Origin of the sequence: Actinomadura verrucosospora (assembly GCF_039540335.1) — a bacterium.
Classification (GTDB): domain Bacteria; phylum Actinomycetota; class Actinomycetes; order Streptosporangiales; family Streptosporangiaceae; genus Spirillospora; species Spirillospora verrucosospora.
The window spans coordinates 109,416-121,923 of sequence record NZ_BAABEV010000010.1; the positions used below are offsets into that span (position 1 = coordinate 109,416).

Annotated in this window: 7 protein-coding genes; 2 read left to right on the forward strand and 5 right to left on the reverse strand. The window is 72.6% G+C overall.

Features of this window, described 5'->3' with window-relative positions:
- Positions 1 to 301: 301 nt before the first annotated feature.
- A complete protein-coding gene (locus ABD944_RS14130) occupies positions 302 to 1,225 on the forward strand; it encodes a hypothetical protein (RefSeq protein WP_345176176.1) in 924 nt (307 codons plus the stop codon).
- Between the two features lie 113 nt (positions 1,226 to 1,338).
- Here ABD944_RS14130 and ABD944_RS14135 read toward each other — a convergent pair whose 3' ends face one another.
- The 4 genes from ABD944_RS14135 to panD all read right to left on the reverse strand — a co-directional run bounded on the left by ABD944_RS14135 (position 1,339) and on the right by panD (position 7,752).
- Entirely contained in the window at positions 1,339 to 1,968 is a 630-nt protein-coding gene (locus ABD944_RS14135) for a dihydrofolate reductase family protein (protein WP_345176179.1), read from the reverse strand.
- 160 nt (positions 1,969 to 2,128) lie between these two features.
- Positions 2,129 to 5,674, reverse strand: a complete 3,546-nt coding sequence (locus ABD944_RS14140) for a WD40 repeat domain-containing serine/threonine protein kinase (RefSeq protein WP_345176181.1) — start codon at positions 5,672 to 5,674, stop codon at positions 2,129 to 2,131.
- A 105-nt stretch (positions 5,675 to 5,779) separates the two neighbouring features.
- On the reverse strand, positions 5,780 to 7,348 hold the full coding sequence (locus ABD944_RS14145; protein WP_345176358.1) for a (2,3-dihydroxybenzoyl)adenylate synthase: 1,569 nt from the start codon (positions 7,346 to 7,348) through the stop codon (positions 5,780 to 5,782).
- A 2-nt stretch (positions 7,349 to 7,350) separates the two neighbouring features.
- Complete coding sequence (gene panD, locus ABD944_RS14150; RefSeq protein WP_345176184.1) at positions 7,351 to 7,752, reverse strand: aspartate 1-decarboxylase; 402 nt, start codon at positions 7,750 to 7,752, stop codon at positions 7,351 to 7,353.
- Between the two features lie 74 nt (positions 7,753 to 7,826).
- Here panD and entS point away from each other — a divergent pair, with 74 nt between their 5' ends.
- Complete coding sequence (gene entS, locus ABD944_RS14155) at positions 7,827 to 9,074, forward strand: enterobactin transporter EntS (RefSeq protein WP_345176186.1); 1,248 nt, start codon at positions 7,827 to 7,829, stop codon at positions 9,072 to 9,074.
- Between the two features lie 8 nt (positions 9,075 to 9,082).
- Here entS and ABD944_RS14160 read toward each other — a convergent pair whose 3' ends face one another.
- Positions 9,083 to 12,457: a non-ribosomal peptide synthetase gene (locus ABD944_RS14160; RefSeq protein ID WP_345176188.1), complete on the reverse strand. Its 3,375-nt coding sequence runs from the start codon at positions 12,455 to 12,457 to the stop codon at positions 9,083 to 9,085.
- Between the last annotated feature and the right edge of the window lie 51 nt (positions 12,458 to 12,508).

Sequence of the window (12,508 nt, forward strand, 5' to 3'; positions counted from 1 at the left end):
CATGCGAGCACCATTCTCAATTCTCGGCTCGATATTCACCGTCTATCCGCGAATTCAGCTCTGATAGACTAACGTTGCGACCATAAAACTGAAGAGCCTTCCCGGCTCTTGAGTTGCTCCGCATAGCGGGCGCGACCAGGACCGGGAGAACGTCCCGAGATCCTCCTGGCGCGCCCCACAAACCAAAGGGGATCTCGTGAATTGCAAGAGAGAGCGCCGGCGAGGCTCGCTCGCGGCGTTCCGCAGGTGTTGGCGGTCGCTGACAAGCGATCTCCACGGCGCGGACAGAAAGGCGCTCACGATGGCGGTATTCGCCAATTCAGTGGGTGCTCTCAACGGCTGTCTCCTGGTGGCCATCGGCGTTACCAAGCATGTCGGACCGGTGACGGCGGCGCTTGTCTCCGTCATCTTCGGGACGGCGGTCTTCTGGTACTTCTTTCGGCCGTCGTTGTGGTGCCGTTGGGCCGTCTGGAAGCAGGCCCTTCTGCTGGGCGCCGCTCTGGGAGCGAACAACATGTCGTTCCAGTTCGTTCTTCGATGGGTTCGGCTGGAGGTCATGCAACCGCTGTCGTTCTTGTTCACCGTGGTCTTCACGCTCGGCGGCGATGTCTACCAGGACATCCGGCAGAAGACCTACTCGACCGCCTTGTGGCCGGTTCTCGCGGTACTGGGGACATGGGCCCTCACAAGGGATACCGTCGGCGGCTCGGGCGGGAACTTCTTTTCGGACGCCGCACCGGGGGTCCATGTCCTGGGCCAGCAGATTCCCAGCTGGATTCCGGGTATCGGCGTCCTGACCGCCACGGCGGCCACGTACGCCTACTCCCAGAAGCGGCTGGAGATGCTCGATGGGGAGATCAAGGCAAAGGCCAACACCCTTTGCGGATTTCCCGCCCTCGGCATCCTCGCGGTGGGCGCGTGGACTCTGGAAGGCGGCTGGGAGGGCATGACCGCCGGCCGTTGGCCGTACTTGCTGCTCTGTGCGGTCAGCGCGGTCTTCGGTGCGCTGTTCAGCGGCGTCGTTCTGGTGAAGGCCTATGAGCACGGTCTCCTGGCGTCCACCAACGCGATGCTCCTACCGCTGCGGAACCTTCTGGGAACCGCGGTGGGCATGCTCGTGGCACAAACCGTTCCCGGCCTCTTGGGGCTGGGGGCGATCGTCCTGATCCTCATCGCCTCCTGCGGGGCGACGAAGATCCAGATCCGGAAGTCCGGGTCTGCGTGATCTGACGGCGGGGAGGTCCACCTCCCCGCCGTTCGGCGAGACGGAGCCCTCGGCCTCCGCTGCGTTCGACGACGGCGAGACCTCCCACCACACCCGACGGGCGAGGAGGCGGCTCAGACCCCGCGGTCGGGGACGGTCATGTCGCCCGTCTCGGGCGTCCCGTCGGCCAGGCCGTAGCGCAGATACACGGTGCCGTTCGGGGCGGCTGCCGGCGGTTCGAGGAGGGTGACGTTCATGGGTACCGCCCCACCGTCGAAGACCTTCTTCCCGACGCCGAGCACGATCGGGTACACCCAGAGGTCGAGGCGGTCGAAGAGCTTCTCGCGCAGAAGGGTCTGCACCAGGTTCAGGCTCCCGACGACCTTCACGTGCTCGTGCCGGTCACGGATCTCGCGGACCGCGCCGGCCAGGTCCGAGCCGAGCTGCGTGGAGTCGGCCCAGGAGAGGTCCGGCCTGCCACGGGAGGCCACGTACTTCGGGACGCTGTTGAAGAGCGCGGCGATCTCGTTGTCCTCGCCTCTCTGGTGCGGCCAGTAGGCGGCGAAGATCTCGTACGTCCGCCGACCGAGCAGGAGGGCGTCCGTGCCCTCGTACGCGGCGACGACCTGTGCGCCGGCGGCCTCGTCCATCAAGGGCGCCTGCCACCCGCCGAACGGGAACCCCACCGGGTCCTCGTCGGGGCCGCCGGGTGACTGGGCAACGAGGTCGAGCGTTGCGAACAGCTCTATGTGGATGAGGCCCATGTTCCGCTCCCGTAGATCGGTTGGTTGTGGGGTCGGGAGGTAGACCTGCTTCAACTCCGTACCCGCACGTCCGGCTCCAGGAACAGCACATGCCGAACCGTCTTGAGGGGGACCGGCGATCAGGGGGCGGTGCAGCCACCGCCCCCTGATCATTTGGTCCTCAGTGGGGGCAGGTGGGGCGGTAGTCGAGGGTGGGGAGGGTTTGGTGCCATTCCTTTCGCGTCAAGCCGCCGCTGGTGTTCTGGCAGAGGGCCGCCCTGGTCAGGGCGGGGGCCAGGTCGTGGGTGAGGACGGTGCCGGCTTCGGCGGCGCTCGTGAGAGTCCTGCCGTCCGAGGAGAAGGCCAGGGCGCCGATCTCCGTCTGGTGGCCGGTCAGGGGCAGGGCGTAGGGGCGGCCGGATTCGATCTCCCACAAGCGGATCTGGCCCAGTTCGTCGCCGGTGGCGAGAAGGGTGCCGTCCGGGGAGATCGCGGCGGTCGTGACGTAGCTCTTGTGGCCGCGCAGGATCAGGCCGCGTGAACGGAGTGTCCTGCCGTCGGTGAGGAGGACTTTCTGGTCCGCCTCGGTTCCCTCGGCGCTCACGATCGTCCGGCCGTCGCGGCTCATGGTGAGAAGGGTGTTGAGGAAGGTGTCCTCGGTTCTGGCCAGGACGCGGCCGGACGGGTACTCGATCATGCCGGACTTGCCGTCCGTCATGAGGGCCTTGCCGTCCGGGCGGAAGACGATGCGTTTGACGAAGGTGTCGGCTGAGGACGGCAGCGCGCGGATCAGCCGGAACGTCTTCGCGTCCCAGAACTGGAGTTCTCCCGCAGTGCCGCGGCGGACCAGGAGGGCCAGGCCGCGGCCGTCCGGGGACATGGCCATGGCCTGGATCCTGTCGGCGGGCCGGGGCAGCGTCACATCGCCGAGCTTCGCGAACTTCTCGGCGTCGGTGACGGTGACCGTGCGGGCGTTCTTGTAGACGGCGAGTCGCCTCCCATCGGCGCTGAGGGCGAGGTCGTTGCCGTTCCCGGAGTACAGGTAGTCGGACGAGAGGTTGAACCCCCGGTCGACGGCACGCCTGCGCCGGACGTCCCAGAAGTGCACCGAGCCTCCGCCGCGGTACGCCATGGTCGAGGCGTCCGCGGAGATGGTCGCGTTCTGGACCAGACTGCCTCCCTGGACGACCTGGGTGCTCAGGAAGGTGCTGATGTCGAGGGACGAGACCTGGCCGGTCGCCGGTTCGATGCAGCGCAGCGCCCGCTTCTCCACGATCCGGACCAGGGCGCAGTCCGCGTTCGGCGCGTACCGGATCATGGGTGCGGACGGGGCGACGCCGCCGCCCTTGAGCCGCCACATGGTCCTGGCCTGCGCCAGGTATCCGCCGTCCTCGCTGAAGGCCAGGGAGGAGTAGGAGTTCGCGGGTCCGAGCCTCAGGTACTGCTCGTCCGCGCCCAGCTTCCAGAGCAGGATCTCTGCCTTCCTGCCCGTGGCCGGGGTGGCGGCGACGGCGAGCAGCGAGCCGTCCGGGCTCAGTCTGGCCGCGCTGGCGTATCTCCCCTTGAGCGCCTTGTTGAGGCGGGGCAGCGCGATCGTCGCCTTGGCCGCCAGCTGGTCGACGTGCACCGTGCCCTCGGGCGTGACGCCCGCGACGAGCTGGTCGCCCGCGTCGGCCGTGAGGATCTCGGCGCCGTCCTTCGGGCGCGTCCAGCTCAGCGGGACCTGCCGGAGGGTCCGCAGGTCCCAGACGGTGCGGGCGTCGCGGTTGCCGGCGAGCAGGAGGTGCCCGGACGGGCTCAGGTCGATCCCGTCGAAGATCTTCGCGTCGGCGCCGGCCCGGCCGACGGGGAGCCTGCCGCGTTCCTTGCCGGACGTGGTGTCCCAGACGCGGGCCGTCCCGTCGCCCGCCCAGGTGATCATGGTGCGCGCGTCGTCGGTGACGACGAGATCGAGGGTGTCGGCGCCGGTGATGGTGAAGGCGTGCAGTCTGGCGTGGGTGTCGATGTTCCAGACACTGGCCTTTCCGCCGTCCACGACGGCGAGGACGCGGCCGCCCGGCGACGGCTGGCGCCGGGTCGTGGCGCTCACGCCGGGCGGGATGAAGACGTCGCTCTCCCACTGGTAGCGAAGAGCGACCAGCGCCTCCCTGGTCTCCTTGGTGTTGGAGAGGGCGCCGGCGGCGATGGCCAGGCGGCGGGCGGTTCTCGGGGCGCTCTTGCGGGTGGCCATCGCCACGGCCGCGAGGCGGCGGGCCTCCGCGTCGTCGCGCTGCCGTGCGACGGTGCGGCTCTGCTGGAAGACGGCCACGCCCGCGACGAGCGTCGCCAGCAGCAGGACGGCGAGGACGCCGGAGACCGCCGTCCGCAGCGTGGAGCGGCGGCGGACGGACGCGCGCCCGGCGTCCAGGAAAGCCTGCTCCAGCGTGTTCGGGCGCAGGGCGCGGCCGCCGCCGACGGCCCAGGTCATCGCGCGTTCGAGCCGGGTCCCCTGGAGGACGTCGCCGGACTTGCGTCCGTGCGCGTCCCACAGCCGCGCTCCCTCGGCGAGTTCCCGGTGGACCTCCAGGCCCGGCCGTTCGGCGGCGGCCCAGTCGCGCAGCCGCGGCCATGCGCGCAGCAGCGCCGGGGAGGCGAGGGTGACGCGCTGCCCGTCCCAGGCGAGCAGCCCCGCCTGGGTGAACGCCGAAAGGACGGCGTCGATGACCGGCTCCGGCGTGCGGCCGTCGCTGAACTCGGCGCGGGCCGCCGGGCGGACGAGGTCGTCTTCGGCCGCCGCCATCCGCAGCAGGATCTGCGGGACGGCCTGCTGCGCCTCCGGGCCGAGGCTCCGCATCACCTCTTCGGCGCGCTCGCCCAGCGGCGGAGACGCGGCCTTGGGCATGCGGACGGCGCGGGCCTCCCGCTCGCCCTGCTCCAGGAGGTCCGCGTCGGGGCGCCCGCCGAGCAGGTCGAGCAGCAGGCCCGGGGCGTCGGGACGCCGTTCCGGGTCCTTGGCCAGCGCGGCCTCGACCATGGGCCTCAGCCGCTCGGGGACCGCCGCGGTGTCCGGTTCGGTGGTCAGCACGGAGTGCATCAGCTTGGGCAGGGACTCGCCGCTGAACGGGGTGCGGCCGGACGCCGCGAACAGGATCGTGGCGCCCCAGGCCCAGACGTCGACGGCGGGCCCGGGACTCTTCCCCTGGAACACCTCGGGCGCCATGTACCGGGGCGTCCCCTTCATTCCGGTCGCGCTCTGGGACATGTCCTCGGTGCGGGCGATGCCGAAGTCGATGACGCGGGGACCGTCCGGTCCCAGCAGCACGTTCGCGGGTTTCAGGTCGCGGTGGACGACGCCCGCCCGGTGCACGGTGGTCAGCGCGGTCGCGATCCCGACCGCCAGCCTGTAGAGGTCGTCGGGCTTGTAGGGGCCGTCCTCGTCGACCGCCTGCTGGAGGGTCGGGCCTGCGACGTACTCGCTGACGACGTAGGGGACGGCGTTGTCCAGGTCGACGGCGAGGACGCGCGCCGTACAGAACTGCGCGACGCGCCGCACTGCCTCGACCTCGCGGACGAACAGGTCGCGGTGCCGTGCGGAGTAGTCGCCGTGGAGCGTCTTGACCGCGACCCGCGCGCCGTCCGGCCCGTACGCCTCGTACACGACGCCCTGGCCGCCGGCGCCGAGACGCCCCGCGAGGAGGTAGTCGCCGAGCCTCGTCGGATCACCGGGTCCCAGCGGGTCGGGTGCCACAGACGTCTCCCAAGTCTAATAGACATAATTGTCTATTAGGATGCCGAGACCTCCGGCGGTGTTCGCGGGAAACGGTGAACGCCGGGCGGCGAACCGGTGGCGGTCTCATCGGAGGCGGGCGGCGAGCGCCTTCTTGCTGATCTTGCCGACCGGCGTCCGGGGGAACACGGCGGCCGTCTCCAGGCGGTCGGGGTGCTTGTAGGCGGCGACGCCCCGCACGCGGAGGAAGTCCTTCACCTCGCGCAGGCCGGGCGCCCTCTCCCCCTCCCTGATGATCAGGAAGGCGCAGGTGCGCTCTCCCATGACCGGGTCGGGGACGCCGACCACGGCCGCGTCGTGGACCGCCGGGTGGGCCAGGAGGTGGCTCTCCAGCTCCTCGGCGGAGACCTTGTCGCCGCCCCGGTTGATCTGGTCCTTCTCACGGCCTTCGACGATGAGGTGCCCGGAGGGCAGCTCTCTGACCAGGTCGCCCGTGCGGTAGAAGCCGTCCGGGGTGAAGGAGCGGGCGTTGTGCTCGGGGGCGCGGTAGTAGCCGCGCAGGGTGTACGGGCCCCGGGTGAGGAGTTCGCCCACTTCGCCCGGAGCCACCCGCTTGCCGTCCTCGTCCACGACGCGGATCTCGTCGGCCGGGGAGAGGGGGCGGCCCTGCGTCCGTTCGACCAGGTCGCGCGGGTCGTCCAGGCGGGTGTAGTTGAGGAGGCCCTCGGCCATGCCGAAGACCTGCTGGACCTGGCAGCCCAGGGCGTCCGGGATCTCGGCGGCGCGCTCCGCGGCGAGCTTGGCGCCGCCCACCTGGAGCAGGCGCAGGGACGAGACGTCCTCGTCCGACCAGGTCACGGCGTCCAGCCAGAGGAGGGCGATCGGGGGGACGACCGCGCAGACGGTGGCGCGCTCGCGCTCGATGAGGGGGAACGCCTCGTCCGGGGACCCGGAGGGCGACAGGACGACCGTGCCGCCCGCGGCGAAGACGCCGAGGATTCCGGGGCAGGCCAGGGCGAAGTTGTGCGCGGCCGGGAGGACGACCAGGTAGACGGTGCCGCGGTCGAAGCCGCACAGGTCGGCGCTGGCCTCCAGGTTGTAGACGTAGTCGCGGTGCGTCCGGGGGATCAGTTTCGGGAGACCGGTGGTGCCGCCCGAAAGGAGGAAGACGCCCACGTCGGACGGATCGGGGACGGGGGCCGCCACCGGATCGGCGTCGACGGAGGCCAGAGGGGTGAACTCCTCGGCGTCGCCCTCGACGACGACGTGCTCCACGGGGAGCGTTCGCGCCAGCTCGCGGTAGTCGAAGTCGCCGTCGCGGTCGGCGCAGACGTAGGCGCGGGCCTCGGAGAGCTCGCAGAGGTAGCGGATCTCGCTCTCGCGGTGCGCGGGGAGCGCCAGCACGGGCGCGGCGCCGATGCGGACGAGGGCGAGGAACGCGACGACGAAGCCCGCGGTGTTCGGGAGCTGGACGACCACGCGGTCGCCGCGGCGGAGGCCGAGGGCGAGGAGGCCGGCGGCGGTGCGGGCGGCACGGGCGTCCAGGTCGGCGTAGGTGAGGCGGTCGTCGCCTGCGACGAGGGCGGTGGCGGACGGGTCGCCGCGCAGGACGTCGCCGAGGAGGCGGTCGGTCCAGTAGCCCTCGGCCTTGTAGCGGGCTTCGAGGTCGGCGGGCCAGGGGGTGAGGCCGTCCACGGTCACCGCCCGGCGAGCTGGGCGGGGGCGCCGGGGACCGGCTCGGACGGGTCGGAGCCGAGGGCGACGACGCGGTTCGCGGCGTCGACATGGACGACGCGGGGCTCGTGCCGGGAGGGGTCCTCCACGCCGGCGTAGGTGATGATGATCACCATGTCGCCGGGCTGGACGAGGCGGGCCGCCGCGCCGTTGACGCCGATGACCCCGCTGCCGGCCTCGCCGGTGATGGCGTAGGTGACCAGGCGGGCGCCGTTGTCGATGTCGACGAGGTGGACCTGCTCGCCCTCCACGATGTCGGCCGCGGCCATCAGGTCGGCGTCGATCGTCAGCGAGCCCACGTAGTGCAGGTCCGCCTGGGTGACGGTCGCCCGGTGGATCTTCCCGTTCATCAGCGTCCGCTGCACGGCTCCTCTTTCCTCACGATCAACTAAGGCTAGGCTAACCTTAGTCACTCGATCGGCAGAGGAGAAGCCCGAGGATGCTCCGGCGACTGGTCATCGACGTCGGGCCGCTGCGCGACAGCAGGCCGTTCCGCAACGTGTTCATCGCCCGCACCGTCTCGGTCTTCGGGATCGGCATGCTGGCCGTGGCCCTCCCGGTGCAGGTGTACGACCTCACCGGGTCCACCGTGCACGTGGGCGGGGTCTCGGCCGCCGAGGGGTTCGCGCTCCTCGCCGGGTTCCTGTGGGGCGGGGTCCTGGCCGACCGGCACGACCGGCGGCGCCTGATGCTGCGGGCGCGCGCGGCGGCCGGGATCGGGTTCGTCCTGCTGGCGCTCAACGCGTTCCTGCCCTCCCCCTCGCTGGCGGCCCTGTACGCGCTGGCGGCATGGGACGGACTGATGACCGGCGTCAGCATCACCGCGCTGCTGGCCGCGACGCCCGCGCTGGTCGCGCCCGACAAGCTCGTCGCGGCGGGGGCGCTCAACGCGCTGACCGTCCGGCTCGGGTCGATGGCGTCCCCCGCGCTCGGCGGGCTCGTGGTGTCGGCGTTCGGCGTGGGCTGGAACTACGCGGCCGCGGCCGCGGGGACGCTCGGCACGCTCGCGCTGCTGACCGGGCTGCCGCGCCTCCAGCCCGCCGCGCAGGAGCAGGCGGACGCCAATCCGCTGAAGGCCGTCTGGGACGGGTTCCGCTTCGTCGCCTCGCATCGGGTCGTCGGCTCGCTGATGCTCCTCGGCCTGCTGTTCATGGTCGCGGGCGGCGTCCCCGTCCTGATGCCGGCGTTCGCGACCCGGAGCCTGGACGGAGGCGCGACCACGGTCGGGCTGCTGTTCGCGGCGCCCGCGTGCGGCGCGGTGCTGGCGTCCCTGACGAGCGGCTGGGTCGGACAGGCCAGGGCACCCGGCCTGGCGCTGCTCGTCGCGTCCGTCTCCGGCTTCGCCGCGCTCGCGTGTCTCGGTCTGGCCCGTCACCCGGCGCTCGCCGTCGCGATCCTGTTCGGGTACGGGTTCGTCCAGTCGATCGAGGAGATCCTGCGGTACGGGCTGATCCAGTCCCACACGCCCGACTCGCACCTCGGACGGGTGAACGCGCTGTGGTCGGCGCAGGAGACGGGCGGCGGCGCGATCGGCTCGCTCGGCGCCGGGGCGCTCGGCCGCTACCTCGCCCCGGGCGCCGCCATCGTCCTGTACGGGACGGTCAGCGCCGTCCTCGCCCTGGCGCTGGCGCTGACCCTCACCGGGCTCCGGACCGCGACGCTGCGGCCGGAGCCCGAGCCCGGCTGACCCGCGGCTCACCCGAGGCGCGCGGTCAGCTCCTCCTCGGTCATGGCCTCGACCTCCAGCCAGATGGCGGCGACGGACTCCAGCCGTCCCGGCGTCTCCTCCAGCTCGGTGAACCGGCGGCAGATCCGCGCGACCGTCCGCTCGGCGAACAGGACGCGGACGGGCAGCGCCGTCGTGTCGAGCGCCTCCCGCAGCCGCGCGAGCACGGTGGTGGCGAGGACGGAGTCGCCGCCGAGGGCGAAGAAGTCGGCGTCCGCGCCGACGCGCTCCCTCCCCAGCACCTCGGCGACGATCCGGGCCAGCACCTTCTCCAGTGACGTCGCGGGCTCGGCGTAGGGCGCGGCCGCCTCACCGGCCTCGGCGGCGGCCAGGGCCGCGAGCGCCTTGCGGTCGACCTTGCCGTTCGCGGTGAGCGGCAGCTCGTCCACGCGCACGAGCAGTTCCGGGACCATGTGCGGGGGCAGCAGGTCGCGGGCGCGGGCGAGCACGGCGTCCCGGTCGGTCCCGCCGGGCGCCGCCACGGCGGCGGCGAGGCGGCCGCCGGCGAGGAGCGCGACGGCGCGCTCCACGGCGGGGTGGCCGCGCAGCGCGGCCTCGACCTCGCCGAGCTCGATCCGGAATCCGCGCACCTTGACCTGGTGGTCGCGGCGGCCGAGGAACTCGATGGTCCCGTCGGGGCGGTAGCGGGCCAGGTCGCCGGTCCGGTACCAGCGCGTGCCCTCCCAGAGGACGAACCGGTCGGCGGTCCGGGCCCGGTCGCCGACGTAGCCGTCCGCGACGCCGGCGCCGCCGATCCACAGCTCTCCGGTGGCCCAGTCGGGGCGGTCGCGGCCCCGCTCGTCCACCACCCGGCACGCGACCCCGCGCAGCGGCACCCCGTAGGGGACGGCGTGCCAGTCGGCGGGGACGTCGCCCGCGACCTCCTGCACCGTCGAGTGGATCGCCGTCTCGGTCGTGCCGCCGAGCGCCACGAAGCGGCAGCCGGGGGCGCGCTCCCGGAGCAGGCCGGGAAGGTGAGTCCCCACCCAGTCGCCGCCGAGCAGGACGAGCCGCAGGCTCTCCGCCCGCCCCGCGCGCAGCAGCATCTCCAGGACGGACGGGACGCAGTTCAGCACGGTCACCGACCAGCGCCGCACCAGTCCGCTCCACCGGGCGGCGTCGCGCCGCTCGTCCTCGTCCGGGACGACGACCGCGCCGCCCGCGTGCCAGGCGGCGAACAGGTCGAACACCGACAGGTCGAAGTCGAGCGCCGACACGGCGAACGTGACGTCGTCCCGCCCGATGGCGAACCGCTCGACGAGGTCGCCGATGGTGTTCATCGCCGCGCCGTGCGAGACCTCCACGCCCTTGGGCTCGCCCGTCGAACCGGAGGTGAACAGCACGTAGGCGGCCTGGTCGGGGCGCACCGCGACCGGTCCGGGCAGCGGGTCGGCCTCGGCGACACCGTCCGGCGTGAGCGAGGCGGCGACGCCGGCGCTCGCGCGGATCCTCGCCCGCCGCGCCTCCGGCTGCTCCGGGCCGATCGGGACGTAGGCGGCGCCGGCCGCGAGCACCCCGAGCGCGGCGGCGGCCTGGCCGGGTCCCTTCGGAAGCTCGATCGAGACGCGGTCGCCGGGGCGAACGCCTCCGGCCGCCAGCGCCGACGCGATCCGCAGGGCGCGGCCGGCGAGCTCGCCATAGGTCATCGTCCCGCCGTCGCCCCAGTGCAGGGCCGGGGCGTCCGGGCGGCGCGCGGCGTGCGCGAAGAAGCCCTCGGTCAGCGTGCGCGGCGGCGGCGCGGGCGTGGCGTTCAGCCCGTGCCGGACGCGGAGCCGGTCGGGCGCGGCGGCGACGGCGAGGGGCGCGTCCCAGTCGGCGCCGGGCGCGCCGAGCCGGGTGACCGCGGCGGTGTAGGCGTCGAACATCGCCTCCGCGACGCCGTCCGGGAACGCGGGCAGGCGCACGTCCCAGTTCAGCAGCAGGCCGCCGGACACCTCGGTCACCTGCGCGTCCAGCAGCACCTGCGGCCCCTGCGAGATGATCCATCCGGGTTCGCCGAACAGCTCGCGGACGCGGTCGCCGAACAGCTCGCCGAGGTTGAGGGCGCTGGTGTAGACGATCGGGGCGAGCACCTGCTCCCCGCGCAGCCGCGACAGGTCCCGCAGCACCTCCAGCCCCGAGTAGTCGCTGTGCGCGCCGGCCGTGTGCAGGTTCGCCTGGAGCGCGCGGGCCCGCCCGGCGAACGGGAGGTCCTCGGTGAGGTCGGCCTCCAGCATGATGGATCCGGTGAAGTCGCCGACGACCTTGTCGACGTCGGGGTGGACGGGCTCGCGGTGGAACAGCGGCAGGTTGAGCAGGAACCGCGGCGTCGCCGACCAGGCGCCGATCACCTCGGCGAACACCGCCGCGAGCGCCATGGCGGGGGTGACGCCCTCGGCGTGGGCGCGGGCGATGAAGCGGTCCTTGGCGTCCGGAGGCAGCCATTGGTGCCTGCGCTCGACGCGGTCCCCCGGCTCCGCGACGACCGGCAGCTCGGGCGGGCCGGGAAGGTCGGCGAGGCGGCCGGCCCACCAGCGGCGGTCGGCGGTGCGGGCCTGCGCGCGGGGGTCCTCGGCGAGGTAGCGGGCGTAGCCGTAGCGGATCGGCGCGAGGGTCTCGCCCTCGTACAGGGCGGCGAGGTCGGCCAGCATGACGCGGTAGCTCATCGCGTCGGCGGCGACCATGTCGACGTCCAGGTGGAGGCGCGCCGCGCCGCCCGGGAGGAGGCTGAGCCGGGCGTCGAAGACGCGGCCGTCCTCGATGGGGAGCCGCTGCCGCGACATCTCGTCCCGGACGCGCTCCAGCTCGGCGTCCGGGTCGTCCGACGAGCGCAGGTCGTGGACGGTGACGAGCGGACCGGGACGTTCGGGCAGGATCTGCTGCGTCCCGTCGTCGCGGACGGCCGCGCGCAGCATCGGATGGCGCCGCACCAGGGCGCCCACGGCCGACTCGAAGCGGGACGGGTCGATCGCGCGCCCGTCCAGTTCGACGTACAGGTGGGCCGCGACGGACCCGAGCTCCTGCCCGGAGTCGCGGCCGATCCAGTACGCGTGCTGCATCAGCGCCAGCGCGAAGGGCTCGTCGGGTTCGACGGCGGCCTCGACGGCGTCCGCGCCTGCTTCGAGGGCGGGCCCTGCCGACGCCTCCACCTGGCCCTTCTCGGCGAGCAGTTCCCACCAACCGGAGAGCGTCGGGCGTTCGGCCAGCTCGGCGAAGCGGATCTCGACGCCGCGGCGCCGGAGCCGGCCGGTGAGCTGCATGAGCCGGATCGAGTCCATGCCCAGCTCGATGAGGTTGTCGTCCGCCTCCGCGCGCTCGCCCAGCACCTCGGCCAGCGCGGCGTGGAGCTCATCCCAGGTCAGCACGGAACTCCTCTCAACTTAGGTAAGGCTAACCTAATTGTGATGATCGGCTCC

Coding starts and splice junctions, on each gene's coding strand:
- ABD944_RS14130 (WP_345176176.1), top strand. CDS start 302: ATGGCGGTATTCGCCAATTCAGTGGGTGCTCTCAACGGCTGTCTCCTG.
- ABD944_RS14135 (WP_345176179.1), bottom strand. CDS start 1,968: ATGGGCCTCATCCACATAGAGCTGTTCGCAACGCTCGACCTCGTTGCC.
- entS (WP_345176186.1), top strand. CDS start 7,827: ATGCTCCGGCGACTGGTCATCGACGTCGGGCCGCTGCGCGACAGCAGG.